Source organism: Pseudomonas sp. IT-P253, assembly GCF_949768125.1.
Taxonomy (GTDB): Bacteria; Pseudomonadota; Gammaproteobacteria; order Pseudomonadales; family Pseudomonadaceae; genus Aquipseudomonas.
The window spans coordinates 18,384-42,982 of the sequence record NZ_CATKPT010000024.1 but is presented as its reverse complement, the minus strand read 5'-3'; the positions used below and the strand labels follow the sequence as shown (position 1 = coordinate 42,982).

The following is a 24,599-nucleotide window of genomic DNA, read 5'->3' as shown; positions in this document are numbered from 1 at the left end:
GTTGTTTTTTTGTGTGTGGGTCGACTAATCATTTATTGAAAGGAAGCGAGTGGATGAAAAGCGAATTATTTGAAGCAGTGAGCGAGGAGCTCGGCAAGATTTTCAAGAAAATGGGCTACACGATCAATGTGGATGAAACCTATCTCACGTCTGTGGTCATCAATGATCAGGGCGAACAGGTCGTTGATTATTCCAAGAGTTTGAGTTGGGCGATCATGGAAAAAGTGCAGACGGATGAATTTCCGGCTTTCGATGATACTTACGCAGGTGTGTTTTTCAAGCAATGGACTTTCGATCCTGCTTATCGGATTGTTGAGTTGGATATGATCGACATTAACCATGTTGGTCGTCTTGTGGTTGAGTCCTTCCGCAAGTAATCACTGAATGATCAATCCGGCAACGCCGCCATGGCTGGCAGCGTTGCCGGATTATTTATTTTTGAAATGTGCACAAGGAAGCCCGCATGAATATTCAAGTTTTAGAAAGCAGCGTTCAAGTAGAACTTCTGCGGCCGTCCACGCGGATGCTGGCTGAACAACCACAGCAGATACCTGATTGGCTGCAGCGTGCCAGTGAAGAAGATCGCCAGTACTACTTCAATACGGAACAGGCGCTAGCGAAACATGAGCAAGCGCTGGATGACCTGTTGAGGGAAGCCAAGTCCCTTAAAATGTTTGCTCAATTTTATGCCCGAGAGATGGTCAGGATCCCTTCGGGTGTCGTGGTTGATCCTGAGCAGATTTTCGTCAACACGCGCCATACGTTCTATGTCGCAAAGCAGAAGGTTGTTCAATGCAATCGCCTGACACTTCCCGAATTCCTGCTCAATGGCTTGTACGATTCGGCTGCCGCGCCCTTGGAGATCACCCTCGAAGGCGAGACGCTGCCGCCTGAGATCACCGAGCAAGATCTGTTGGAGGATATAGGCGGCGCGAGCATGCGATCCCTGTATGCCAAAAAATTTGAAGAGACGTACACCAACGAAGAAGTGCTTCAGGCGCTGCAGGCCGTATTAGACAGTCGCACAGACTTGAGCTCGCTCAGCGCTCATTTGCAGGGGCATATCAGCGAACACAGCCTGAAAATCGTTAATCTGGGCAGGCTTCACGCGCAGGGTTACTCCCTGGGCGATCTTTCGCTTGACGGCTGGAAAGTGCCTTTCCAGGGGTTGATCGTCTACTGCGGGCCAGAAGGTGAAGCCGGCCCATGTGTGCTCTATGCACCGCAGGCGCCTGGGGGCACGTCGTGGTATGAGTTCGTGAGCATCAAGCAGCTGAACTTTCATATCGCCGAATGGGTAGGACTGCCAGAAGGACGCAGTTACCTCAGTCGGCAATCTCATGCCAGCGAGCGAGACAGAACTGACGCTTACATGAGGCTTGTACCGGAACTGCCCAGCCAATGGCGTGGCATCAAGCGCAACCCGTGGCCAACAGTCGGTGCCGGTGCGTTACGCCAAGGGGTATTGCTCAACGTCGGTTGGTTACAAGGTGAAATGCAGGCGGTCACCCCCGCGGGTTATCGTTCAGCCACTGATCACCATCGAACGTACTTCGCTCGGTTGAACACCGAACTGAAAGCGCTGACCCGCCTTGCCAGCCATGAAGCCGGGCTGATCAGTTACGAACAATTTGCGTTCAATCTCGTTAAAAAGATGGCCGACGAACTGATGGCGGACAACGGTGAGTCAGTGTCCGTGAACCCCGACCTGATCATGGTCGAACTGGCCGACTCGCAGGCGATGACGTTGACCCAACTCATCATCAAAGAACATCACATCACCGAAGACAGTGGCCCGGCGCATAACCCCGGTATTTATCCAGGAATCCGGCTGTTGCCAGGACATCCACCGATGTCCGACTTACTGAATAAGTACATCGCCAATTGGTCGAAGGCGCTGCGTCCGGGTGAGAAATACATCGACATGCTGTCTTCGGATTACCTGGATAAAGATTCGCCAGGCTATGAGCTGAGGCGCGACGTGTATGTAAACGTGCAACTGCATGAGATGCGACGAGCGGCGTTGGCTGAACTGTTTGCGGGTGTACTTGAGCGTCAACAGTATGAGCGTATCGAACGGCTCATTGATCGCTTGCTCGTCCCGGAGCCCAACTCTTCGATCGGGGCGGATTATCCCGATTATCCCCAGCGCGAAGGCGTGTACAAGTTCTATTTGCAGGGCCGCAAGATCCAGGGTGTTTATGTTTTTCGCACAATGGACAAAGGCGTTGTTCAGGATTTCCTGTATACCCCACATGCACCGGATGGCAGATGGTTTCGACCGCTGGCCGAATTTTCAGCGTCGGTAAGAGCAGGGAGACTGGGCGTTTATTACTGTAAACGAGCAAAATTTAGCGATCAGCGAGTGATCAAAACCTTCGTTGACGGGATCGTTAACAGCAGTGCGGACGTCAAGCCGCCGCTACTGCAAGCCAATAGCCGCGTCTTCAACTTCTCTCATTGCTACACAGACATGATCAGACAGATTATTGAAGGCGTAGATGCCCAGACTTCCAGTCTCATCGAAATTGTTGCCAACCTGTCCTATGACGCGGCGGTGGCGGCGGTCGCTGTTATTGGGTGCATCTTCCCACCCATCGGTCTCGGGTTGAGCGCTGCAGTGATGGCTAAAGGGGTGTTTGAAGGAGGGGTGGCTTATTACGAAGGTGATAACGAAAAAGTGTTTTCCAGCTTTCTGGATTGCATGCTGGAACTGGGCACTTTGCATATTGGAAAGTTGGGGTTCTCGCAGGCGCAAAAGTTGATCGCCAAACAGCTGCGAGAAGTGAATACCTGCATGAGCGTTGTCTCGGCGTGCAGTGGAAAAAAGGTCGATCTGGCAGTCATGACCGAACTGATGAAGGAGGCGCTGGCAGAGCCCGATTCCAGCGAGCGGACGCTGCTGGAATAAGTACCGATTAACCAACGACGACGCTCGGTTCATAGCCCATCCGCCAACTCACGGCTCGTGTCGCCGCCAGCAACCGCTGCGCCGCCGGGCCGTTTTCGTCAGCATGAAACAACGAGGTCGGGCCGACAATCGTCATGACGGCCGCGACGCGCCCGACGGCGTTGAACACGGGCGCCGACAGGGCATCGACCCCCGGCATCAGCAAGCCATGCACATGATGCAGACCGCGATCGCGGATCTGTTCGCACAATGTCGCATAGTGTTGATCGTCGGCCAGGGCATGGACGCCGCCGGCTTGCAGTTCCTGTTCGCGCAGGTCGACAGTTTCGCGCTTGGGCAGAAACGCGCCAAACACCAGGCCTGTCGATGAGCTGAGCAACGGCAATACCGACCCCAATTGCGTCACCACCGTCACGGCGCGCACCGCCGGTTCGATATGCACCACGGTCGCCCCCTGATTGCCCCATACCGCGAGGAAGCAGGTCTCGTTCAACTCGTCGCGCAGTTCGGCCAGCGGCAGGGCGGCGACTTTCAACACGTCCATACTGTTGAGTGCGGCCAGCCCTACGCGCAGGGCTTCGCGGCCCAGACCGTAATGGTTGGTTGCGGCGTTTTGTTCGGCAAAACCGCTGGCAATCAACGCCTGCAAATAGCGGTGAACCTTGCTCGCCGGCATCTGCACGTGTTCGGCCAGCCGCGACAACGAAGTCGATGGCGACAACTCGGCCAGTGCCTTGAGGATGTCGGTGCCGACTTCGGCCGAGCGCACCTTCTGTTTGCCGTTGCTGTCGCTGATTGGTTTTTCCATGGAGGCGGTGTGATCCCGGGATGAATGGGCGTCTTTATAGCTTGACGGTCAATACCAATCAAATTACGTTATGCGTAATTGAATTACGATAAAAACAACCCCGGCGTGCAACGTCCTCTGCAATTGAGCGACAGGCCATTGCCTACTCCCTGTTCAGGAGGCTCCATGAACCTCGATTCAACGGCGCCCGCGCTGGTTTATCAGTCAGGCTTCGGCAACGAATTCAGTAGCGAAGCGTTGCCCGGCGCACTGCCCGTCGGCCAGAACTCCCCGCAAAAAGCCCCTTACGGTCTCTACACCGAACTGTTCTCCGGCACCGCGTTCACCATGCCTCGCAGCGAAGCGCGGCGGACCTGGATGTATCGGATTCAGCCGTCGGCCAATCACCCGGCATTCGTTAAACTGGATCGGCAATTGGCCGGTGGGCCGTTGGCTGAAGTCACCCCCAATCGCCTGCGTTGGAATCCGTTGGACATCCCGAGCGAGCCGACCGATTTCATCGACGGACTGGTGAGCATGGCCGCCAATTCAGGTGCGGAAAAACCCGCCGGGATCAGCATCTATAGCTACTGCGCCAACCGCTCCATGGAGCGCGTGTTCTTCAACGCCGACGGTGAACTGCTGCTGGTTCCTGAACAGGGACGGCTGCGCATCGTCACCGAACTGGGCGTGCTGGAGCTTGAGCCGCTGGAAATCGCCGTACTGCCTCGCGGCCTGAAGTTTCGTGTCGAATTGCTCGACCCGCAGGCCCGCGGCTACATTGCCGAAAACCACGGAGCGCCGCTACGCCTGCCGGACCTCGGGCCTATCGGCAGCAACGGCCTGGCCAATGCACGGGACTTCCTGACCCCGGTTGCGCACTACGAACACCTCAAGCAACCGACCACGCTGGTGCAGAAATTCCTCGGCGAGCTGTGGGGGTGCGAGCTCGATCACTCGCCGCTGAACGTGGTGGCCTGGCACGGCAATAACGTGCCGTACAAATACGACCTGCGCCGTTTCAACACCATCGGCACGGTCAGTTTCGATCACCCGGATCCGTCGATTTTCACCGTCCTGACTTCGCCGACCAGCGTTCACGGTCTGGCCAACCTCGATTTCGTGATCTTCCCGCCGCGCTGGATGGTGGCCGAAAAAACCTTCCGGCCACCGTGGTTCCACCGCAACCTGATGAACGAGTTCATGGGCCTGATCCAGGGCGCCTATGACGCCAAGGCCGAAGGTTTCGTGCCGGGTGGCGCGTCCTTGCACAGCTGTATGAGCGCGCATGGTCCCGACGGCGAAACCTGCACCAAGGCGATCAATGTCGAGCTGGCCCCGGCTAAAATCGACAACACGATGGCGTTCATGTTCGAGACCAGCCAAGTGCTGCGTCCGAGCCGTTTCGCCCTTGAATGCCCGCAACTGCAAAACAACTACGATGCTTGCTGGGCCTCGCTGCCCGCCACTTTCGACCCGACCCGGAGATAACCCATGACTCAGACTTCCATCACTCGTAGCTGGGTTACCTCCGCCAACGGCCACAGCGATTTCCCGCTGCAAAACCTGCCGTTGGGGGTGTTCAGCATCGAGGGGGGCGCACCGCGCAGCGGCGTGGCGATCGGCGATCACATTTTTGATCTGGAAGCAGCGCTTGACGCCGGTCTGTTCGACGGCACTGCGCGCACAGCCGTCGAAGCCACCCGTGGCGGTCAGCTGAATGCATTCTTCGAACTGGGCCGCGAGGCTCGCGTCGCTCTGCGTGAACGCCTGCTGGAACTGTTTGCCGAAGGCAGCACCCTGCACGGCAAGATCGAAGCCCAAGGCGCGAAACTGCTGCCACTGGCAGTCAATTGCGAAATGCACCTGCCGGCGAAAATCAACGATTACACCGACTTCTATGTCGGCATCGAGCACGCGCAAAACGTCGGTAAATTGTTTCGTCCCGACAACCCGCTGTTGCCGAACTATAAGTACGTGCCCATCGGTTATCACGGCCGCGCTTCGACCATTCGCCCGTCCGGCACCGACGTTCGCCGTCCGAAAGGCCAGACCTTGCCGGCCGGTCAGACCGAGCCGACGTTTGGTCCCTGCGCTCGTCTGGATTACGAACTGGAACTGGGCATCTGGATCGGTCAGGGCAACGAGATGGGCGACTCCATCGCCATCGGCGACGCCGCCGATCATATCGCCGGTTTCTGCCTGCTCAACGACTGGTCGGCACGCGACATCCAGGCCTGGGAATACCAGCCACTGGGCCCGTTCCTGTCCAAGAGTTTTATCACCAGCATCTCGCCGTGGGTTGTGACCGCCGAAGCGCTGGAGCCGTTCCGTCGTGCCCAGCCGGCCCGTCCGGAAGGTGACCCGCAGCCGCTGTCGTACCTGTTCGACAAGCGCGATCAAACCGCTGGGGCCTTCGATATCGAACTCGAAGTGCTGCTGCTCACCGAAACCATGCGCGAGAAAAACCTGCCGGCCCAGCGCCTGACGCTGAGCAACACACAACATATGTACTGGACCGTGGCGCAACTGGTCGCGCACCACAGCGTCAACGGTTGCCAGTTGCAGGCCGGTGACCTGTTCGGTTCAGGCACTTTGTCGGGCCCGCAAAGCGGTCAGTTTGGCAGTCTGCTGGAAATCACCGAGGGCGGTAAAAAACCAATCGAGTTGGCGTCGGGCGAGGTGCGCAAGTTCCTTGAGGACGGCGACGAAATCATCCTGCGTGCCCGTTGCAGTCGCGATGGTTTTGCCTCCATCGGTTTTGGCGAGTGCCGCGGCAAAGTACTGCCGGCACGCTAAGAGGAGCAGGTTATGGAACTCTATACCTACTACCGTTCGACTTCGTCCTATCGGGTGCGTATCGCGCTGGCGCTCAAGGGGCTGGATTACCAGGCGCTGCCGATCAACCTGATCGCGCCGGCAGGTGGCGAGCATCGCCAGCCACCGTATCTCGCCATTAACCCACAAGGTCGAGTACCGGCCTTGCGCACTGATGAAGGCGAACTGCTGATCCAGTCACCGGCAATCATCGAGTACCTGGAGGAACGTTTTCCACAGGTGCCGCTGTTGTCCAGGGACCTTGCCGCTCGCGCCCATGAGCGCGGGGTGGCGGCGGTGATTGGTTGCGATGTGCATCCGTTGCACAACGTCAGCGTGCTCAACAAGCTTCGGCAGTTGGGCCACGATGAGACGCAGGTGACGGAGTGGATCGGCCATTGGATCAGCCACGGATTGGCGACGGTGGAGCAGTTGATCGGCGCTGAGGGTTATTGCTTTGGTCTACTGCCGGGGTTGGCCGATGTCTACCTGATCCCGCAGCTGTACGCCGCTGAGCGTTTCAATATTTCGCTGGAGGCGTATCCAAGGATTCGTCGCGTAGCGGCACTGGCCGCCGCGCACCCGGCGTTCATCCAGGCCCATCCGGCGAACCAGCCAGATACCCCCTGAAGCCCCACACCGAACCCGTAGGAGCGAGGCTTGCCCGCGAAGAACGATAACGCGGTATTCCTGATGAACCGAGGCGCCTGGATCGCGGGCAAGCCTCGCTCCTACAAAAAAAGCGGCGGTCAATGCACGATGGAGTTAGGCGGTAAATGCCCCAGCCGCTCAGTGAGACGAATCCGCTGGATCGGGTCGTCGCTGAGCAATAGGGCATGTTCGAGGTCGAAGCGCTCGGCGTTCGGGCAATCGAGCCGCTGATAGAGGCTGGCCCGGGCCAGGTAGTCGGACGCGCTGGCGTTGCCCAGTTCCAGCACGCGTTCGGCGTCGATCAGGGCGCCGATGTAATCATCATTGGAAAGGTGCAACTGACGCAGGTTGCGCGACAGCCGTTGCAACATCTGCCCCGGTTCGGCGGTGACCAAGTGTTCGGCGCTGAGCTTGATGTTCGGGCCGTACTGGCGGTGCAGCAGTTCCCGGCAATCGTTGGGGTACAAGCGGCGTCCGCCACAAGGGTCGAGCAGGTGATCGGCACCGGGTACGCGCAGCAGGAAATGCCCGGGGAAGTTGACCCCGACCATGGGGATTTCCAGACCTTTGGCCAGCTCCAGCGCGATCAACCCCAAGGCCAGCGGCTGGCCACGCCGGCGTACCAGTACTTTATCGAGCAGGGCCACTTGCGGGCGCAGCGGGGTGAAATCATCCTGGGCGAATCCCAGGTCATTCATGCGTCGCAACAAGGGCTGGGCCAGTTCACTCACCGGCAGCATCGGCAAGCCATAACTGACTCGCTGTTGCAGGTCCCTGAAGTCGTTCAGCACTCCCTCCGGGCTCACCTCGTTATCGTGTTCGGCCGCAATCCACAACGCCGCCTCGAACAGCGCGGGCGGTGTTCGTTGCAGGCAGTCGAAAAAACGTTGGCGGGGCGTCATCAAAATCTCCAGGGAATGCCTCGTTTTAGCCCCGTCCCCGGCATTCGTCCAGTGCCGCGCACCGGTCGCAGCAGGTTATTTCCGAAAGCCAGCATGGCGGCGTTGCTTATTCCTGTGCGCTTCAGCAATTTTTGGGCGCAAGCCTATACTGGCGACTACAAGAAGTGATTCGGGAGCCTTACGATGTTCGCTCTCATGCAAAGCACTCGCCTTGAATCGCTGCATCTGAGCGTCGACCCGGTTACCGGGTTGAAGGCGGTCATTGCCATTCATAACAGCCGTCTGGGGCCAGCCCTGGGCGGGTGTCGTTACCTTGCCTATCCCAGCGACGAGTCTGCCATCGAGGATGCCGTGCGCCTTGCTCGAGGCATGAGTTACAAGGCGGCATTGGCCGGCCTGGCACAGGGCGGTGGCGTCGCAGTAATTGTTCGTCCGGTCCATGTGGAAAACCGCGCGGCGATTTTCGAAGCCTTCGGCCGCTGCATCAACCAGCTTGATGGCCGTTATATCACCGCGATCGACAGCGGCACTTCGGTGGCGGACATGGATTGCATCGCCCAACAAACTCAATACGTCACCAGCACCACCTCGGCGGGCGACCCTGCGCCTCACGCGGCGATGGGGGTGTTCACTGGCATTCGTGCCACCGCCATGGCCCGCCTGGGCAGCGACAATCTCGAAGGTTTGCGAGTGGCGATTCAAGGGTTGGGCAATGTCGGTTATGCCTTGGCCGAGCAACTGCACGCGGCGGGGGCCGAGCTACTGGTCAGCGACATCGACCACGGCAAGGTGCAACTGGCCATGGAACAACTCGGCGCGCACCCGATTGCCAACGATGCATTGCTGAGCACCCCGTGTGACATTCTCGCGCCCTGCGGTCTCGGCGGTGTGCTCAACAGCCACAGCGTGACGCAACTGCGCTGTTCGGCAGTGGCCGGTTCGGCGAACAATCAACTGACTCATCTGGACGTCGCCGATCAACTGGAACGACGCGGCATTCTGTATGCGCCGGATTACGTGATCAATTCCGGCGGGTTGATCTATGTGTCGCTCAAACACCGTGGCGAAGCGCTCACGACCATCACCGCGCACCTGTCGAAAATCAGCTCACGGCTGACCGAAGTCTTTGCCCATGCCCAGGCTGAAAAACGCTCTCCGGCCCGGGTCGCGGACGAGTTGGCGGAGAAAGTGCTGTACCGATGAAGGAGTGAGGGCCTTATCCGGCCAGCTTGCTCCCAAGGCCCGGCGCCATAAGCGTCGGGCTTGACCACCGCACGCACACCCCGCGTGCCAGGAGCCCTGTAATGCCGCACAAGGTTGAGCTGCCTTACACCCGATTTTTATCCCCCGAAGGTCAATTACTCGGCGATCTCCCCCTCTGGGCCGACGACTTTAATTTGCTGGCGCGCCTTTATCGGCAAATGGTCTTGACTCGCCTTTTCGATCAGAAAGCCGTCGCCCTGCAACGCACCGGGCGCATTGGTACTTACGCGCCGACATTGGGCCAGGAAGCGATCGGTGTCGCCGTCGGCAGCGTGATGCATGCAGAAGACGTATTGGTGCCGTATTACCGCGACACCGCCGTGCAGTTGATGCGCGGTGTGCGTATGGAAGAAATCCTTCTGTATTGGGGCGGTGACGAGCGCGGCAGTGACTTTGCCGAGCCAGCGGTGGCCGAGGACTTTCCGATCTGTGTTCCGATCGCCACCCAGGCCCTGCATGCATGCGGCGTCGCCAGCGCGTTCAAGATTCGTGGCGAGCATCGGGTCGTGGTCACCACGTGCGGCGACGGCGCCACCAGCAAGGGCGACTTCCTTGAAGCCCTTAACGTCGCAGGTGCCTGGCAGTTGCCGGTGGTGTTTGTGGTCAACAACAATCAATGGGCAATCTCGGTGCCCCGGCGAATTCAGTGCGCAGCTCCGACGTTGGCGCAGAAAGCGATCGGCGCCGGATTTCACGGCGAACAGGTCGACGGCAATGACGTGCTCGCCGTATATGATCGAGTGCAAGTCGCACTGGAGCGGGCCCGCCAGGGCAAAGGCCCGGTGCTGCTGGAGTGCCTGAGCTATCGCCTCGGCGATCACACCACCGCCGACGATGCCACGCGCTATCGGCCGGCGGACGAGGTCAAGCAGGCCTGGCTCGAAGAACCGGTCAAGCGCTTGCAACGCTTCATGGTCGGGCAGGGCGTGTGGAACGAAGGCCGCGAACAGGCGCTGATCAGCGAATGTCAGGTGTTGGTGCAGCGTGCTGTGGATAACTTCGAGGCGGCAGGCACTCAAGCCCCCGAGTCGGTGATCGATTACGTTTACGCGAAGTGGCCTGCAGCCCTGGCCGAACAGCGCGAAGGGTTACTTGAGCGGGCTGCGCGCCGGGCGGGAGGTTCGGGCCATGAGTAACGGCAAAGTCACGTTGCTGGAGGCGGTGAACCTGGCGTTGCATCGGGCCATGAGCGAAGACGAAAACGTGATCGTCCTCGGTGAGGACGTCGGCGTGAATGGCGGCGTGTTCCGTGCCACCCAAGGGTTGCGCGACAGCTTTGGTTTCAAGCGGGTCATCGACTCGCCGCTGGCCGAAACCATGCTCGGCGGACTGGTGGTCGGCATGGCCGCCCAAGGCCTGAAACCGGTGGTGGAAATCCAGTTCATGGGCTTCATCTACGCCGCCATGGAACACCTGGTGTCTCACGCCAGCCGCCTGCGTAATCGCACGCGCGGGCGCATGACTTGCCCGATGGTCATGCGCACACCGATGGGCGCCGGCATTCGTGCGCCGGAGCATCACAGTGAAAGCACCGAAGCCCTGTTCGCGCATATTCCGGGGTTGCGGGTGGTCATTCCTTCATCCCCGGCCCGGGCCTATGGCTTGTTGCTGGCGGCCATCGACGACCCGGACCCGGTGGTGTTTCTCGAACCGACCCGACTCTATCGAATGAATCCGCAACCTCTTGTGGACGACGGCAAACGCCTGCCGCTGGACAGCTGTTTCACCCTGCGCGAGGGCAGCGACATCACGTTGATCAGCTGGGGTGCCAGCGTGATGGAAACCTTGCAAGCCGCCACGGCACTGGCTGAGCGGGGCGTCTCGGCGGAAGTGATCGACGTTGCGAGTATCAAGCCGCTGGACCTCGACACCCTGGAAGCCTCGGTGCGCAAGACCGGCCGCTGCGTGATCGTCCACGAAGCGCCACGCTCCTGCGGTGTCGGCGCGGAGATCGCTGCCAGCCTCTACGAACGGTCGTTGCTGGAATTGCAGGCACCGATCCAGCGAGTGACGGCGCCGGACATTCCGCCGCCGCTGTATCGACTGGAGTCGCTGTACGTGCCCAACGTTGACGACATTCTTCAGGCCTGTGATTGCGCGTTGAACTACGCCTGAAACCCAAGGAGGCCGCCATGAAATATTTCAAACTGCCGGATCTGGGCGAAGGTTTGCAGGAAGCGGAAATCGTCCGCTGGCACGTCAAACCTGGCGATACCGTCAAGGCCGATCAGCTTTTGGTGTCCGTGGAAACCGCCAAAGCCCTGGTGGATATTCCGGCACCCCACGACGGTGTGGTGGCGAAACTCTACGGTGGCGAGGGCGACATCATTCACGTCGGTGAACCGTTGCTCTGCTACGAAGGCGAAGCGGACGCGGGTACCGTGGTCGGGCGCCTCGAAGGGGGCGGCAGCCAGCAGGAAGATGCGTTCTTTATCGGCGCCGCACCCTCGACCCGCGAACACCTGGCGAACCGCGCCACCCCGGCCGTGCGTCAATTGGCCCGGCAACTCGGCGTCGAATTAAGCGGGCTGACCGGCTCCGGCCACGAGGGCCTGATCACTCGCAACGATGTGGAAAACGCCTCCCAGGCCGAACGTGAGCGCTTCGGTGGCGAGCGGTTGCGCGGTGTGCGGCGCAGCATGGCGTTGAACATGGCCAGGTCCCATGCCGAAGTGGTGCCGGTGACCATTTTTGGCGACGCCGATCTGCATCGTTGGGGCCAGGCACGGGAACCGCTGATTCGTTTGGCGAAGGCAATCGCGGCGGCTTGTGCCATAGAACCGGTGCTCAACAGCGCTTTCGATGGCAAAACCCTCTCGCTTAAACAACACGAACAACTCGACCTGGGCATTGCCGTGGACACCCCGGACGGTTTGTTTGTGCCGGTGCTGCGCAATGTCGGCCAGCGCACGGCGACGGACCTGAAGGAAGGTGTCATGCGCTTGCGGGCCGATGTACAGGCGCGCTCGATCCCACCCTCGGAAATGATGGGAGCGACCCTGACCCTGTCGAATTTCGGCACGCTGTTCGGACGCTACGCCAACCCGGTGGTGGTGCCACCGCAAGTGGCAATCCTCGCAGCCGGTGCGATTCGCGACGAACCGGTGGCGGTCGATGGCGCAGTGGTGGTGCATCCGGTCCTGCCGCTGTCCCTGACCTTCGATCACCGGGTGGTGACGGGCGGTGAGGCGGCGAGATTCTTCAAGGCGTTAGTCGATGCATTGGAGCAACCCGAGGCCTAGGGGGCGTTCTGCGGCCATGAAAAAGGCCCTGAGCCATATGACTCAGGGCCTATTCAATTCGGGCATTGCTTTACTTGGGTGTCTTGGCGGCTTTGGCGGGCTTGGTCGGCTCAGCGCTTTGCACCTCAACAGGAGCAACCACTTCTACAGGAGCAGGTTCTTCCGCGACTTCAGCAGGGGCATTGAGCAGTTCGGACAAAGCATCCGGCTGGCTCTTGAATGCCTTGGCGAACACATCGCGGTTCTTCGCCATGTAGATCCCGGCTTCTTCCACTTGCTGTTCGGTCAGCGACGGAACGGCTTTTTGCAACACTTCGGCCAGCAATTCGGCCAGTTCGAGCATTTTGTCATGACGGTCAGCTTCGGCTTTATCCATGAACAAGCGCTCCAGATCTCGGCTGCTGCGGTATACCACTTCGACGGCCATTCACCACCTCACATGCCTTCACATTAGTTGTCTGTTTCGACTACTGTATTTATATACAGCGAAAAGGATAAGCGAATCCCTGCGCTTTGGGTAGTGGCTTTTTAATGTAGACCGAAATCAGTGGTTGTCAGGTGAACCGCGTCGCCCAATCGCGAGCAAGCTCGCTCCCACACTGGTTTTGTGAACGCCGCAAATCCCCTGTGGGAGCGAGCTTGCTCGCGATTGGGCCTGTCAACATTCCACAAAAGTGTCCAGTAGCAACCCATGGCCATCTCACCCAACAGCCGCTGGCCTTTTTTCTGCATGCAGAACAATCGTCACGTCAAATCCGCATCATCCGGTCGAACCGACCTAAGGAAGCATCATCGTGAAAATCAACTGGGCTGAAAACCTGCGGCAGAACGTGCATGAACTGGCCGAGTCTCTGGGCAACCTGTTCGTCGAGACTTTCCACTACATGGCACTGTTCGCCATCGGAGCGGTGACCGCATGGGCCGCGGTGATGGAATTTTTACAGATGATCGAGGCCGGCCATATCAAGATCGATGACATCTTGCTGCTGTTCATCTACCTGGAACTGGGCGCGATGGTCGGGATTTACTTCAAGACCAACCACATGCCGGTGCGCTTTTTGATCTACGTGGCGATCACCGCGCTGACGCGACTGCTGATTTCCAACGTGTCGCACCACAATCCGCCAGACATCGGGATTATCTACTTGTGCGGCGGGATTCTGCTGCTGGCGTTTTCGATCCTGGTGGTGCGTTACGCTTCGTCGCAGTTTCCCTCGATGAAGATCGAACATCCGCAGCGCAAGATCGGCGCGGGTTCAGGTGAGCATCCCGAAGTTGAAAAAGGCGAACTTTAAAGCCTGATGGCCGGCCGGGAATGGCCGTTGACGTAGGGTGGCGGCAGGGTCCGATTGTCGTCGGTCATGGCTTCGAGGATCGTCATGGCGCTGTGGCCTTGCTCGATGGCGATACCGAACTGAATGCTTTGCACCAGGCGTTTGAGTCGGATGGGGTCATTGCGTTGTTCGGCGCTGATCATCCGTTTGGCAACCACGCGGCCATTGTTGGAGAGGGTCAGCATGATGCTGCCGTCCAGACCTTGAATGCTCAGATTGATCTGATAATCCGCTGCAAAGGCATCGGTAATGAGCTGAAAGGGATTGTCCATGATGCGTCACCGCTTGATTGAACGTGCAGTAGTTGACTGGCCGTGAGCGGGATTAGTTCGTAACACCAGACCACCGGCTACTCCCTGGCCGCATCGCCATCATCGTTTTACAAGAGGTATAGCAAGGGGCGTGCCGGAACGATTACGCACACACCTTGTAGCAGCTGGCGAAGCCTGCGTTCGGCTGCTGTAGGAGCGAGGCTTGCCCGCGAAGGCGTCAGTTCTGACACACCGCGTTATCGTTCTTCGCGAGCAAGCTTCGCTCCTACAGCCGCTGCTACAAGGCGTGCCGTTTCAGGGCATGTGTGCGTCGATGATCGCAGACGGTGCAAACCGGCCGATCAGCACTCCACCCAGCTTACGGCCAGGCCACCCCGTGACGTCTCTTTGTATTTGTCGTGCATGTCGGCACCGGTATCGCGCATGGTGCGGATCACCCGGTCCAGGGAAATGAAGTGTTTGCCGTCCCCGCGCAGGGCCATTTGCGTGGCGTTGATCGCCTTCACGGCAGCAATCGCATTGCGCTCGATGCACGGCACCTGAACCAGGCCGCCGACCGGGTCGCAGGTCAGGCCAAGGTTGTGTTCCAGGCCGATTTCAGCTGCGTTTTCCAGTTGTTCCGGGGTTGCGCCCAGCACATCCGCCAGTCCGGCAGCAGCCATTGCGCAGGCCGAACCGACTTCGCCTTGACAGCCGACTTCGGCGCCGGAGATCGAAGCGTTTTTCTTGCACAGAATGCCTACGGCCGCCGCGCCGAGGAAGAACGCAACCACGTCATCGTCCGACGCGTCCGGGTTGAATTTCATGTAGTAGTGCAGGACTGCGGGGATGATCCCGGCCGCGCCATTGGTCGGTGCCGTCACCATGCGTCCGCCGGCAGCGTTTTCCTCGTTCACGGCAAGGGCAAACAGGTTCACCCACTCCATGGCCGACAGCGTGGAGGTGATGACATTGGGTTTGCCGATTTCCAACAGGCTGCGGTGCAATTTCGCCGCGCGGCGTGGAACATTCAGACCGCCCGGCAGAATGCCCTCGTGGCGCAGGCCTTGCTCGACGCACTCGCGCATCACCGACCAGATGTGCAGCAGCCCCTGACGGATTTCCGCTTCGCTGCGCCAGGCCAGCTCATTGGCCATCATCAACTCGGAAACCCGCAGGCCGTGCTGGTTACAGAGCTTGAGCAATTCGCCAGCGCTGGAGAAATCGTAAGGCAGCACGACGTCGCTGGCTGGCGCGACACCGGACTCGGCTTCCGCTGCTTCGATGATGAAACCACCGCCGATCGAGTAGTACGTTTGCTCCGACAGCTCGCCGGTTTCGCCGAAGGCTGTCAGGGACATGGCGTTGGGGTGGTAGGGCAAACTCTCGTCGAGCAGCAGGAGGTCGCGCTGCCAGTTGAAGGCAATAGTCGTTTTGCCTGCCAGCGACAATTCACCGGTTTCGCGCAGCGTCTGGATTCGCCTGTCGATGCTGGTCGGATCGATGCTGTCCGGCCATTCGCCCATCAAGCCCATGACGCAGGCGCGGTCGGTGGCATGACCGACGCCGGTGGCTGAAAGGGAACCATAAAGGCGGATTTCTACCCGTCTTACGGCGTCCAGCAAACCCTGATCGGTTAGTGCCTGGGCGAAGGTCGCCGCGGCGCGCATCGGGCCGACGGTGTGGGAACTGGACGGACCGATGCCGACTTTGAAAAGATCAAAAACACTGATAGCCATGCTAAAGCCTATACAAGCAATGGGAGAGGAATCGCTGCCATGTTTTGTAGGACAAGCGCAATGTCGGCGATACTGCCCCTCTCGGTCCACCGTGACCAACGAAACTTCCTAAGAAAGCCTTTAGCGGGACTAAACGATGAGTCGTCAATTGCATGCCCAGACTTATGTCTGGCTGCACGTGTTTTCCTGTGCCGCGCGGCACCTGTCGTTCACCCGATGCGCGGAAGAACTGCACATCACGCCGGGGGCGGTCAGCCAGCAAATCCGACAACTGGAAGAGCGACTGGGTTTTCGCTTGTTCCACCGTCGCGCTCGCGGCGTGGAACTGAGCGCTGAAGGCCAGCGACTGGCCATTACGGTCAATGAGGCTTACGGCAGTATCGACGCGGAATTACGACGACTGGACGCCGGCATGATCAGCGGCATATTGCGGGTGCGCTCGATTCCATCCTTCCTCAGCAAGTGGCTGACCCCGCGATTGCCGCGTTTGCAGCAGCGCTTCCCGGACATTCAGTTACGCCTGGTGGCGGAGGACAGCAGCGTGCCGTTGCACGAGGGTGATTTCGACCTGGCGATCGATTTGAACGACGGCAGTTATCCGGGATTGTTATCCACAGCCTTACTCGACGAGCAGATTTTCCCGGTCTGCGCCCCGAGCCTGTTGCGTGGCCGCCCACCGCTGCATGGGCCGGCGGACCTGGTGCACTTTCCGTTATTGCACGACATCACCGCCTGGCGCGGCAGTTATGAATATGCGGAATGGGAGTTCTACCTCAATGCCATTGGCTTCGAGGGCGCCGACGTGCGGCGCGGGCACACGTTCAATCGCAATCACCTGACCATTGAAGCGGCGATTGCCGGGATGGGCGTGGCGATTGCGCGGCGAACGTTGTTGAACGATGAGCTGGAGCGGGGGGCGTTGATCGTACCGTTTGGCTTGGCGGTGCCCAATCACAAGCGTTACATGCTGCTTTATGCACCGGGTGCGCTGAGCCACCCGGGCGTGCGTGCGGTGCATGACTGGCTGGTGGAAGAGGCGGGGGCTTTTCGTAGCCTGCACCCGCTGGCGGAGCAGCGGATGTGAGTAATTCTGACAAAGAAGCGAGGCGACCCAACTCCCGACCTTAACAGCGCTTTTGGCCGTTGTCCGGCTTTTTTTGCGAATCGAAATTTTTCTTTTTTTAGGGGTTGAATTGTTCCTCGCACAGACCGATTGTGTAAGTAAGAGGTCACGGTGATGACGCCCAAGGGCCAGCCGATGTGCCTCTCGCGAGCTAGCTGAAATAAGGGATGAACTATGCAAATCCAAGTCAACAGCGATAACCATATTCAAAGCAGCAAACGACTGGAGGAGTGGGTACGTACTACCATTGAGAGCACGCTCGAACGTTACGAAGAGGACCTGACCCGAGTTGAGGTTCACCTGAGGGACGAGAACGGCGACAAGCCAGGTCCCCATGATTTGCGCTGCCAACTGGAAGCGCGGCCAAAAGGCCATCAACCAATTTCTGTCACCCATAAAGCCGAAAACCTGGAACTGGCGATCGACGGGGCAGCCGAAAAACTCGAACATGCGCTGGATCATCTGTTCGGCAGACTGCGGGGCAAACCGCGAGCTGCTGTGGTGCCGTTCGAGAGACGTACTGCCGATGCGCTGCTGGAAGACGAGTTTCTCGAGAACGAACAGGCCGCACAAAACGGTTGAAGCCTGATCTACTTTTTACCTCCCACTGAAGACGGGCCTGCTGATGCAGGCCCGTTTTAGTTTGTGCGTTCAATGTTTGTAGCAGCTGCCGAGGCACGAGGCTGCGTTGCGGTCCGCAGGACCGCTCTCGGGGGCCGCTTCGCAGCCCAACGCAGCCTCGCAGGCTCGGCAGCTGCTACAAAGTGGTGGCTCAAGCTTCGGCAATCAATTCCATCCGACTTTTTACATATGAGAATATTTATCATTAGTATTGCCTTCTCGTTGGCCCCGTGACGTTCACGGGGTCTCACCGGGTTTCCAGGTCGAAACATGAAAGGCAAAAACACCGCGCTTGAGCTGCAAATTACGCGCGACGCCGCACACAGCGGCGACCGTGTGCATTTCCTGCACGTGTTCCTCACCCAGCGTTCGCAGATGGAAGCGCTGGTAAGCCGTCGTGTCGGCTGCCGAGCCACCGCCGCAATGGCGGCGTGTCGCTCGCCTAAATGGAAGCCGTTTTACGAGTCGTACCTGGCTAGAGGCTTCTCGAAAACGCAGGCCTTGGTAGCCTTGGCCCGAAAGCTCTGTCGGGTGGCATTTGCCCTGATGAAAAATCAGAGCAAATACCTATCAGCCTGAGAGTTCAGTGTTGCGGGGCAACATAGAATCTCCCACAGGGTTGGATGTGACCCCAAATTATGTGATCACCGCCATCCTTGTGGGAGCTTGCTCGCGATGGCGGCCTGACAGGCACCGAAAATCCATGAACTACCGCAAAAACGCCTGCCGATACTCCCCAGGCGTCCCACCCAGCGCCTGGCGAAACCGATTGGTGAAATGACTCGCACTGGCAAATCCGCACGCCAACGCAATCTCTCCTAATGGTCGTGACGTTGAGCGCAGCAAATCCCGCGCCCGGCTCAATCGCCGCGCCAACACATACTGATGCGGCGGCAAACCGAAGCTCTCCCTGAACATCCGCGCAAAGTGATATTCCGACAGCGCACACAATCGCGCCAGTTGCCCAAGACTGATGGCTTCGGCCAACTGACTGTCGATGTACTCCACCAACTGCCGTCGCTGGTGCGCCGCCAGTCCGCCCTTGAGCCGCAACCCTTCGCGCATCCCCACCTGGCAGAGCAACGCGTGGCTCAGCATTTCGTGGGCCAGACTACTGGTGAGCAGACGTTCGCCCGGTTCATCCCAATTGAGAGTGATCATCTGCCGAAAGCGCCGCGCTTGCTGCGGATCGTCGAGAAAGGTGCTTTCGCGCAATTGCAGCTCGCGAGGTTCGCGGTCCAGCAGCGTGACGCAGCCGAGGGCGAATTGTTCGGGGCTGAAATACAGGTGGGCCAGGCGAATGTCGCCATTGATCACCCAACCAGACTGATGCTCGGCCGGCAGAATGCACAGCTTGTCGGGGCCGCCTTTGGTGCCGGGCTGGTCGCGGCGAAAAGTGCCGGTACCGCCGGCGATGTAGCAAGAGAGGGTGTGGTGGCTCGGCGCTTCGTAATCCTGGGCGTCATGATGGTTGCTCCACAAGGCTGCAGCCATGCCGTCACCGAGCTCGGCGCTGTGCTCGAGGCGAGCATTGGGCGAGCGGTTGAGGGCTTGAAAGACTTGCAACGTTTCCAGTGCGGGCATGATCGCTTTTCTCCAACGCCTTGCATCCTACTCCGTAGGCGTTCGCCTGCCAGCCCGTCGCCTGACAAAAGCGCAAGTTTATGCAAGTGCGCCAAGCCCTGGCGCAGGACACTGGGCCCCTATTGAGGAGCCTTTGCCATGAACCTGTCTTTGTACCTGTTGACCGTGCTGATCTGGGGCACCACCTGGATTGCCCTTAAATGGCAATTGGGCGTGGTGGCCATTCCGGTGTCGATCGTCTATCGCTTCGGCCTCGCCGCGCTGGTGCTGTTCGTGATGTTGCTGCTCAGCCGGCGCCTGCAAGTGATGAACCGCCGCGGACACCTTATCTGTCTGGCACAGGGGCTGTGCCTGTTCTGCATCAACTTCATGTGCTTCCTCACCGCCAGCCAGTGGATCCCCAGCGGTCTGGTGGCGGTGGTGTTTTCCACCGCGACGCTGTGGAACGCCCTCAATGCGCGGGTGTTCTTCGGTCAGAAAGTCGCCCGTAACGTGCTGATGGGCGGCGCACTGGGCTTGCTCGGGCTCAGCCTGTTGTTTTGGCCTGAGTTGGCCGGCCACGCCGCCAGCCCGCAAACCTTGCTCGGTTTGGGCCTGGCGCTGTGCGGAACCCTGTGTTTCTCGGCAGGCAACATGCTTTCGAGCCTGCAACAGAAGGCCGGCCTCAAGCCGTTGACGACCAATGCCTGGGGCATGGCGTATGGCGCGGCGATGCTCTTGGTGTGGTGCCTGGTCAAGGGGGTTGCGTTCGATATCGAGTGGAATGCCCGCTACCTCGGCTCGCTGCTGTACCTGGTGATTCCGGGTTCGGTGATCGGGTTCACCGCCTACCTGACGCTGGTCGGGCGCATGGGCCCGGAGCGCGCCGCCTACTGCACCGTGTTGTTCCCGGTGGTGGCGCTCAACGTGTCGGCGTTTGTCGAAGGTTACCAGTGGACCACGCCCGCACTGGCGGGGCTGGTGATGGTGATGCTGGGGAACGTGCTGGTGTTTCGCAAACCCAAGGCGCCGGCCACCGTGGGGAATGGCAAGCTGGCGTGAGGGCCCGATAAGATCAAAAGATCGCAGCCTACGGGTTCGCCGCCGCCACCCAGCGAATCCGCCGATAGACTGTAGGAGCGAGGCTTGCCCGCGAACCAGCGCCTCGATTCATCAGGAATACCGCGTTATCGTTCTTCGCGGGCAAGCCTCGCTCCTACAGAGGTAGGCTGAGATCTTTTGCTTTGTCGGGTTAGCCTTTCCAGACCTGTGGGTTTACCAGGTCTTGTGGTCGCTCACCCAGCAAGGCGCTGCGCAAGTTGGCCAAGGCCCGGTTGGCCATGGCTTCGCGGGTTTCGTGGGTGGCCGAGCCGATGTGCGGCAAGGTCACGGCATTTTTCAGTTGGAACAGCGGCGATTCGGCCAGCGGCTCTTTCTCGTAGACGTCCAGCCCGGCGCCGCGAATCCGCTTGTTTTGCAGTGCTTCGATCAATGCCGGTTCATCGACCACCGGCCCCCGGGCAATGTTCACCAGAATGGCGCTCGGCTTCATCAGTGCCAGTTCGCGGTGGCTGATCAGGTGTCGGGTCTTTTCGCTGAGCGGCACCACCAGGCAGACGAAATCGGCTTCGGCCAGCAGTTGATCGAGGCTGCGAAACTGTGCGCCGAGTTGTTGTTCCAGCTCGGTCTTGCGGCTGTTTCCGCTGTAGAGGATCGGCATGTTGAAGCCGAGCCGACCGCGACGGGCAATGGCCGCGCCGATGTTGCCCATACCGACGATGCCCAGTGTCTTACCGTGCACATCGCAACCGAACAATGGCGCGCCGACGGTGGCTTGCCATTGACCGGCCTTGGTCCAGGCATCCAGCTCAGCCACGCGCCGGGCGCTGCTCATCAACAGGGCGAAGGCCAGGTCGGCGGTGCTTTCGGTCAGCACGTCAGGGGTGTTGGTGAGCATGATCCCGCGCTCATTGAAATAGGCTACGTCATAGTTGTCGTAACCCACCGAGACGCTGGACACTACTTGCAGTTTCGCGGCGTTTTCCAGTTGGGCGCGACCGAGCTTGCGGCCGACACCAATCAAACCGTGGGCGTGGGGCAGGGCTTCATTGAACTGGGCGTTGATGTCGCCGTTTTTCGGGTTCGGCACGATGACGTCGAAGTCTTGTTGCAGGCGTTCAACCATTTCAGGCGTGACGCGGCTGAAGGCGAGGACGGTCTTTTTCATGGGCGGGGGCTCGTCGGGCGGAGGTGAATGCTGAGCACGCTAACATTCTTCCCGGGATTTGTGCGAGTCACCTGACTACCGCTCAACGGCAGTTGAGAGCTTTGAGCGCCATCCAGTTATACTGCCGCCTTTCGTGGCTCGCTGACCGGGCCCGACACTTTGCGCATTACCCGGAGCTTTCATGACTTCCCCGAAACAACCGCCGGTAGCGGACGCCTTGGGCGACGAGCTGCCAGACGGCGTCGACGCCGGCACTCAGAGCGAAATCAACGCTGCGATCCCGGCGTTCAAGTTCCCGTTCAAACCGGGTGAACTGCAGGCAGCCAAGGGGGCCAGCCAGCCCTGGTACAAGAACGGCGCCAAGAACGGCCACACCAAGACCCCTGGCGCAGCGCCTCCGGGGACTCGTCGTTCGATGGGCAAGCGTTAGGATTCGGCTATTTGCATTGCCGGGCCTGCCGTCTTCGTCGGAACGCCGCCCGGAGCCGGCTCGCTCCCACAAGGGATCTTCAGCGAACACAGAGTTTGTGTACGGCGATGGTCCACTGTGGAAGCGAGCCGGCTCCGGGCGGCGTTCCGACGAAGAGGCCATTACAGGCGCAAATCCCTTCGGATCAAGCCGCCCGCAACGAAATAAACCTGTAGTTCGCAGCCCCATCGGTCGCCACTTGCGCCCCGGCCGCCTGTACTTGCCTGGCGATATCCTCACCCGACACATGGAACAGCCATTCGCTGTCCCACTGCGGCAATACCTGGCCGGTCAATTCGTCGATGATCCTGGCGAATGCGTGCATGTCCGGCAGATAGGCGGTAAATCCATCGCCCTTCAGCGCGGTCGTGCGGATTCCCAGCAACGCGCAAATGGCGTCCTTCATCTGAATGTCATCGCGATCCGCCTGACGGGAGCGCTGAATCAGCGCTGACAATTCCCGGTCTATCAACTCACCGCCAACAATCAACTGCGGCCCTTTTTCCCAGGACTCGGGCGGGCATTCCTTCACTGCAGTGTTCAGGGGGATGTGCGGATTGATTTCCATCGGGTAGATGCGGCACACCAACGGGCGGCGTTCGTAGATGCGACAGCGATTGTCTTCGTCAAGATGACGGCAGGCTCCGACGTTATAGGCCGCAAAGGTGACCGCGACGTTGGCCTCGGCGTCGGCGCTGCGAACCCGCGCCGAACGACGTTCGGCGTGTTCGCGTTGCTGCGGCGGCAGGCCCAGGCCATTGCTCAGGAAGGCTTCCACCAGCACGATCACCTGACCGCCATCGGCGGCCCAGACCCGGGCTTCGGGCAGGGTCAGGGGCACATGGTGATCGTTGCAGCATTTGCCGCAACCTACGCAGGAAAACGTCGTATTCATTGAGCGGTCAGTCGCATCCGAGGGCATAAAACAGCGACAGAATGCCGCCGCAGTGGCCGCTCTCGAAGCAAGTTATGCGCCACTCACTGCGCGTTGGCGGCGGATGGCTCACTTCATGCCCAATCGCTTGGCCATTCGCCCGAGATTCGCCCGATCCAGGCCCAGTTCACGGGCGGCGCTTGCCCAGTTGTTGTGGTGACGCTCCAGGCATGCACTGATCAAGTGGCGCTGATAGCTTTCGGTGGCCTCGCGCAAATCGCCCGCCACCGTTGCCACTGCGGCCGCAGCCGGTTGCTCGACACTGACGTCGACGCTGCCATTGGGCAGGTCCAGGTCGGTAGCGCTCAAACTGAGAATTTTCGGTCGTTCCTTACAGCTACCCAAGGCCTTCAAGGCACTGCGGCCGATCAAGTGCTCCAGCTCCCGCACGTTGCCGGGCCAACTATAGGCCAGCAGCGCAGCCTGGGCGTCCGCGTTCAGGCGCAGGCTGTTGAGGCCCATGCGCGAGCGGTTCTGTTCCAGGAAGTAGCCGCTGAGCAGCAGCACATCACGTCCGCGATCCCGCAAGGCCGGCACCAGCAACGGGTAAACACTGAGTCGGTGATAGAAGTCGGCACGGTAGCGGCCACTGCGTACTTCCTCCGCCAGGTCGCGGTTGGTTGCCGCGATCAGTCGCACGTCGACCTGGTGTTCTTTATCCGAACCCAGCCGTTGCAATTGGCCGCTTTGCAGCACGCGCAGCAATTTGGCCTGCACCGTCAGCGACAACTCACCGACTTCATCGAGAAACAGCGTGCCACCGTTGGCCAGTTCGAACTTGCCGCGCCGGTCATTCATTGCCCCGGTGAACGCGCCGCGCACGTGGCCGAACAGTTCGCTTTCCACCAAGGTGTCCGGCAATGCGGCGCAGTTGAGGCTGATGATCGGCTTGTCGGCTCGGGGTGATGCGGCGTGAATCGCCTGAGCCACCAACTCTTTGCCGACCCCGGTTTCCCCAGTGATCAGCACGGTCAGATCGCTGCCGCCCACCAGATTGATTTCTTCCACCAGCCGTTTGTGGGTCTTGCTCTGGCCAATCATCTCGCGGTTCTGCTGGCCGCTGGCCTGGCGGTAAACCTCGGCGCGCTGATGTTCGTCTTCGACGCGATTGGCCAGGCGTTCGATGCGCTCGGCGGCGTTGACCGTGGCGGCGGCGAGGCTGGCGAAAGCTTGCAGGGCGTCCAGTTCGATCGGTTCGAAGCGCTCCGGATCGAGGGCATCGAGCGTCAGCAGGCCCCACGGACGTTCGTCGATGAACAGCGGGCAACCCATGCAGTCGTGGACTTCCAGGTGATCGTCGAGGCCATCGACCAGCCCATCGTAAGGGTCAGGCAAGTTGCTGTCGGCGGCGAAGCGAGTCGGGCCGGGGCTGCTGAGCAAAGCTTCGAAACGTGGGTGCTCGCTGACTTTGAAGCGCCGGCCAAGGGTGTCGGTGCTCAACCCGTCAACGGCCAGGGGCACCAGCCATTCGCCGTCGAGGCGCAGCAGGGCGGCGGCATCGCAGGGGAGCAGGGCGCGCATGGCTTCGAGCAGGCGTCGATAACGCTCGCCTTCGGGGAGTTCGCGGGAAAGGTCGGATACCAGGGGTAGCAGCGTGGTCAGCAAGGCTTTTGCAGTCATAGTGACTCCGTGTAGTCGGTATGACTATAAAGCAGCTGCTGTCGATATGACTATATTGTTTTTAAGCTATTGATTTATAAGGTTTTAAATATTGGCACGGAAACTGATAAGCCTAGAGTCATCAGTTAGCAACCCATGTCACCCA

The 24,599-nt window shown here is 59.7% G+C and carries 22 protein-coding genes and 2 pseudogenes; 15 read left to right on the top strand and 9 right to left on the bottom strand.

What is annotated here, in order from left to right:
- Nucleotides 1–53: 53 nt before the first annotated feature.
- Together ACM6IR_RS15050 and ACM6IR_RS15045 are read left to right on the top strand one after the other, a co-directional pair.
- Complete coding sequence (locus tag ACM6IR_RS15050) at nucleotides 54–377, top strand: hypothetical protein (protein WP_414908458.1); 324 nt, start codon at nucleotides 54–56, stop codon at nucleotides 375–377.
- An 86-nt stretch (nucleotides 378–463) separates the two neighbouring features.
- On the top strand, nucleotides 464–2,911 hold the full coding sequence (locus tag ACM6IR_RS15045) for a dermonecrotic toxin domain-containing protein (RefSeq protein WP_414908457.1): 2,448 nt from the start codon (nucleotides 464–466) through the stop codon (nucleotides 2,909–2,911).
- A gap of 7 nt (nucleotides 2,912–2,918) precedes the next feature.
- On the opposite strand, the gene ACM6IR_RS15040 is transcribed toward ACM6IR_RS15045, so the two are convergent.
- The gene (locus tag ACM6IR_RS15040; protein ID WP_414908456.1) at nucleotides 2,919–3,719 is read right to left on the bottom strand and encodes an IclR family transcriptional regulator; all 801 of its coding nucleotides are present in this window, start codon (nucleotides 3,717–3,719) and stop codon (nucleotides 2,919–2,921) included.
- A gap of 165 nt (nucleotides 3,720–3,884) precedes the next feature.
- Here ACM6IR_RS15040 and hmgA point away from each other — a divergent pair, with 165 nt between their 5' ends.
- From hmgA to maiA, 3 genes are read left to right on the top strand one after another with little or no spacing between them, the layout of a single operon-like run.
- Nucleotides 3,885–5,189: a homogentisate 1,2-dioxygenase gene (gene hmgA / locus ACM6IR_RS15035; RefSeq protein WP_414908455.1), complete on the top strand. Its 1,305-nt coding sequence runs from the start codon at nucleotides 3,885–3,887 to the stop codon at nucleotides 5,187–5,189.
- 3 nt (nucleotides 5,190–5,192) lie between these two features.
- Complete coding sequence (gene fahA, locus ACM6IR_RS15030) at nucleotides 5,193–6,497, top strand: fumarylacetoacetase (protein WP_414908454.1); 1,305 nt, start codon at nucleotides 5,193–5,195, stop codon at nucleotides 6,495–6,497.
- A 12-nt stretch (nucleotides 6,498–6,509) separates the two neighbouring features.
- Nucleotides 6,510–7,145: a maleylacetoacetate isomerase gene (maiA, locus tag ACM6IR_RS15025; RefSeq protein ID WP_414908453.1), complete on the top strand. Its 636-nt coding sequence runs from the start codon at nucleotides 6,510–6,512 to the stop codon at nucleotides 7,143–7,145.
- Between the two features lie 119 nt (nucleotides 7,146–7,264).
- On the opposite strand, the gene ACM6IR_RS15020 is transcribed toward maiA, so the two are convergent.
- Nucleotides 7,265–8,068, bottom strand: a complete 804-nt coding sequence (locus tag ACM6IR_RS15020) for a SirB1 family protein (protein ID WP_414908452.1) — start codon at nucleotides 8,066–8,068, stop codon at nucleotides 7,265–7,267.
- Between the two features lie 183 nt (nucleotides 8,069–8,251).
- Between ACM6IR_RS15020 and ACM6IR_RS15015 the strand changes: the two genes are divergently transcribed.
- The 4 genes from ACM6IR_RS15015 (at nucleotide 8,252) to ACM6IR_RS15000 (ending at nucleotide 12,573) form a co-directional block, all read left to right on the top strand.
- On the top strand, nucleotides 8,252–9,271 hold the full coding sequence (locus ACM6IR_RS15015; protein WP_414908451.1) for a Glu/Leu/Phe/Val dehydrogenase dimerization domain-containing protein: 1,020 nt from the start codon (nucleotides 8,252–8,254) through the stop codon (nucleotides 9,269–9,271).
- Nucleotides 9,272–9,372: 101 nt separating this feature from the next.
- On the top strand, nucleotides 9,373–10,467 hold the full coding sequence (gene pdhA / locus ACM6IR_RS15010) for a pyruvate dehydrogenase (acetyl-transferring) E1 component subunit alpha (RefSeq protein ID WP_414908450.1): 1,095 nt from the start codon (nucleotides 9,373–9,375) through the stop codon (nucleotides 10,465–10,467).
- Entirely contained in the window at nucleotides 10,460–11,446 is a 987-nt protein-coding gene (locus ACM6IR_RS15005) for an alpha-ketoacid dehydrogenase subunit beta (protein ID WP_414908449.1), read from the top strand. Before pdhA ends, ACM6IR_RS15005 begins: the two co-directional genes overlap by 8 nt.
- Before the next feature lie 17 nt (nucleotides 11,447–11,463).
- Nucleotides 11,464–12,573 carry a dihydrolipoamide acetyltransferase family protein gene (locus ACM6IR_RS15000; protein ID WP_414908448.1) on the top strand — a complete coding sequence of 370 codons (1,110 nt, stop codon included), beginning with the start codon at nucleotides 11,464–11,466 and terminating at the stop codon, nucleotides 12,571–12,573.
- Nucleotides 12,574–12,745: 172 nt separating this feature from the next.
- On the opposite strand, the pseudogene ACM6IR_RS14995 reads toward ACM6IR_RS15000, so the two are convergent.
- Nucleotides 12,746–13,000 (bottom strand): annotated as a pseudogene (locus ACM6IR_RS14995) (YebG family protein); the annotation flags it as partial.
- 367 nt (nucleotides 13,001–13,367) lie between these two features.
- Here ACM6IR_RS14995 and ACM6IR_RS14990 point away from each other — a divergent pair.
- Nucleotides 13,368–13,868, top strand: coding sequence for a phosphate-starvation-inducible protein PsiE (locus ACM6IR_RS14990; protein ID WP_414908447.1), 501 nt, complete (start codon nucleotides 13,368–13,370; stop codon nucleotides 13,866–13,868).
- Here ACM6IR_RS14990 and ACM6IR_RS14985 read toward each other — a convergent pair.
- The gene (locus tag ACM6IR_RS14985; protein ID WP_414908446.1) at nucleotides 13,865–14,179 is read right to left on the bottom strand and encodes a DUF3509 domain-containing protein; all 315 of its coding nucleotides are present in this window, start codon (nucleotides 14,177–14,179) and stop codon (nucleotides 13,865–13,867) included. The two genes, ACM6IR_RS14990 and ACM6IR_RS14985, sit on opposite strands and share 4 nt — an antisense overlap.
- Nucleotides 14,180–14,520: 341 nt before the next feature.
- Nucleotides 14,521–15,897: an L-serine ammonia-lyase gene (locus ACM6IR_RS14980; protein WP_414908445.1), complete on the bottom strand. Its 1,377-nt coding sequence runs from the start codon at nucleotides 15,895–15,897 to the stop codon at nucleotides 14,521–14,523.
- A 136-nt stretch (nucleotides 15,898–16,033) separates the two neighbouring features.
- On the opposite strand from ACM6IR_RS14980, the gene ACM6IR_RS14975 reads away from it, so the two are divergent.
- The 3 genes and pseudogenes from ACM6IR_RS14975 to ACM6IR_RS14965 form a co-directional block, all read left to right on the top strand.
- Complete coding sequence (locus ACM6IR_RS14975; protein WP_414908444.1) at nucleotides 16,034–16,981, top strand: LysR substrate-binding domain-containing protein; 948 nt, start codon at nucleotides 16,034–16,036, stop codon at nucleotides 16,979–16,981.
- Nucleotides 16,982–17,194: 213 nt separating this feature from the next.
- Complete coding sequence (locus ACM6IR_RS14970; protein WP_414908443.1) at nucleotides 17,195–17,602, top strand: HPF/RaiA family ribosome-associated protein; 408 nt, start codon at nucleotides 17,195–17,197, stop codon at nucleotides 17,600–17,602.
- A 456-nt stretch (nucleotides 17,603–18,058) separates the two neighbouring features.
- Nucleotides 18,059–18,220, top strand: a pseudogene (locus ACM6IR_RS14965) (IS110 family transposase); the annotation flags it as partial.
- 129 nt (nucleotides 18,221–18,349) lie between these two features.
- Here ACM6IR_RS14965 and ACM6IR_RS14960 read toward each other — a convergent pair.
- On the bottom strand, nucleotides 18,350–19,225 hold the full coding sequence (locus tag ACM6IR_RS14960) for a helix-turn-helix domain-containing protein (RefSeq protein WP_414908442.1): 876 nt from the start codon (nucleotides 19,223–19,225) through the stop codon (nucleotides 18,350–18,352).
- Nucleotides 19,226–19,363: 138 nt separating this feature from the next.
- Here ACM6IR_RS14960 and ACM6IR_RS14955 point away from each other — a divergent pair, with 138 nt between their 5' ends.
- Nucleotides 19,364–20,266: a DMT family transporter gene (locus ACM6IR_RS14955; RefSeq protein ID WP_414908441.1), complete on the top strand. Its 903-nt coding sequence runs from the start codon at nucleotides 19,364–19,366 to the stop codon at nucleotides 20,264–20,266.
- Between the two features lie 190 nt (nucleotides 20,267–20,456).
- Here the strand turns inward: ACM6IR_RS14955 and ACM6IR_RS14950 are convergent, their stop codons facing one another.
- Nucleotides 20,457–21,431, bottom strand: a complete 975-nt coding sequence (locus ACM6IR_RS14950; RefSeq protein ID WP_414908440.1) for a 2-hydroxyacid dehydrogenase — start codon at nucleotides 21,429–21,431, stop codon at nucleotides 20,457–20,459.
- 181 nt (nucleotides 21,432–21,612) lie between these two features.
- Between ACM6IR_RS14950 and ACM6IR_RS14945 the strand changes: the two genes are divergently transcribed.
- Nucleotides 21,613–21,861, top strand: a complete 249-nt coding sequence (locus ACM6IR_RS14945; protein ID WP_414908439.1) for a hypothetical protein — start codon at nucleotides 21,613–21,615, stop codon at nucleotides 21,859–21,861.
- 184 nt (nucleotides 21,862–22,045) lie between these two features.
- Here the strand turns inward: ACM6IR_RS14945 and ACM6IR_RS14940 are convergent, their stop codons facing one another.
- Both ACM6IR_RS14940 and norR read right to left on the bottom strand, forming a co-directional pair.
- Nucleotides 22,046–22,795, bottom strand: coding sequence for a YkgJ family cysteine cluster protein (locus ACM6IR_RS14940; protein ID WP_414908438.1), 750 nt, complete (start codon nucleotides 22,793–22,795; stop codon nucleotides 22,046–22,048).
- A gap of 108 nt (nucleotides 22,796–22,903) precedes the next feature.
- Complete coding sequence (gene norR, locus ACM6IR_RS14935) at nucleotides 22,904–24,454, bottom strand: nitric oxide reductase transcriptional regulator NorR (RefSeq protein WP_414908437.1); 1,551 nt, start codon at nucleotides 24,452–24,454, stop codon at nucleotides 22,904–22,906.
- Between the last annotated feature and the right edge of the window lie 145 nt (nucleotides 24,455–24,599).

Bases quoted from the DNA above. Each gene is read 5' to 3' on its own strand.
- ACM6IR_RS15005 (WP_414908449.1), top strand. From the start codon at position 10,460: ATGAGTAACGGCAAAGTCACGTTGCTGGAGGCGGTGAACCTGGCGTTG.
- ACM6IR_RS14955 (WP_414908441.1), top strand. From the start codon at position 19,364: ATGAACCTGTCTTTGTACCTGTTGACCGTGCTGATCTGGGGCACCACC.
- ACM6IR_RS14945 (WP_414908439.1), top strand. From the start codon at position 21,613: ATGACTTCCCCGAAACAACCGCCGGTAGCGGACGCCTTGGGCGACGAG.
- hmgA (WP_414908455.1), top strand. From the start codon at position 3,885: ATGAACCTCGATTCAACGGCGCCCGCGCTGGTTTATCAGTCAGGCTTC.
- ACM6IR_RS14940 (WP_414908438.1), bottom strand. From the start codon at position 22,795: ATGAATACGACGTTTTCCTGCGTAGGTTGCGGCAAATGCTGCAACGAT.
- ACM6IR_RS15020 (WP_414908452.1), bottom strand. From the start codon at position 8,068: ATGACGCCCCGCCAACGTTTTTTCGACTGCCTGCAACGAACACCGCCC.
- norR (WP_414908437.1), bottom strand. From the start codon at position 24,454: ATGACTGCAAAAGCCTTGCTGACCACGCTGCTACCCCTGGTATCCGAC.
- ACM6IR_RS14970 (WP_414908443.1), top strand. From the start codon at position 17,195: ATGCAAATCCAAGTCAACAGCGATAACCATATTCAAAGCAGCAAACGA.
- pdhA (WP_414908450.1), top strand. From the start codon at position 9,373: ATGCCGCACAAGGTTGAGCTGCCTTACACCCGATTTTTATCCCCCGAA.
- fahA (WP_414908454.1), top strand. From the start codon at position 5,193: ATGACTCAGACTTCCATCACTCGTAGCTGGGTTACCTCCGCCAACGGC.
- ACM6IR_RS15045 (WP_414908457.1), top strand. From the start codon at position 464: ATGAATATTCAAGTTTTAGAAAGCAGCGTTCAAGTAGAACTTCTGCGG.
- maiA (WP_414908453.1), top strand. From the start codon at position 6,510: ATGGAACTCTATACCTACTACCGTTCGACTTCGTCCTATCGGGTGCGT.
- ACM6IR_RS15000 (WP_414908448.1), top strand. From the start codon at position 11,464: ATGAAATATTTCAAACTGCCGGATCTGGGCGAAGGTTTGCAGGAAGCG.
- ACM6IR_RS14975 (WP_414908444.1), top strand. From the start codon at position 16,034: ATGAGTCGTCAATTGCATGCCCAGACTTATGTCTGGCTGCACGTGTTT.
- ACM6IR_RS14980 (WP_414908445.1), bottom strand. From the start codon at position 15,897: ATGGCTATCAGTGTTTTTGATCTTTTCAAAGTCGGCATCGGTCCGTCC.
- ACM6IR_RS14960 (WP_414908442.1), bottom strand. From the start codon at position 19,225: ATGCCCGCACTGGAAACGTTGCAAGTCTTTCAAGCCCTCAACCGCTCG.
- ACM6IR_RS14985 (WP_414908446.1), bottom strand. From the start codon at position 14,179: ATGGACAATCCCTTTCAGCTCATTACCGATGCCTTTGCAGCGGATTAT.
- ACM6IR_RS15050 (WP_414908458.1), top strand. From the start codon at position 54: ATGAAAAGCGAATTATTTGAAGCAGTGAGCGAGGAGCTCGGCAAGATT.
- ACM6IR_RS14950 (WP_414908440.1), bottom strand. From the start codon at position 21,431: ATGAAAAAGACCGTCCTCGCCTTCAGCCGCGTCACGCCTGAAATGGTT.
- ACM6IR_RS15040 (WP_414908456.1), bottom strand. From the start codon at position 3,719: ATGGAAAAACCAATCAGCGACAGCAACGGCAAACAGAAGGTGCGCTCG.
- ACM6IR_RS15015 (WP_414908451.1), top strand. From the start codon at position 8,252: ATGTTCGCTCTCATGCAAAGCACTCGCCTTGAATCGCTGCATCTGAGC.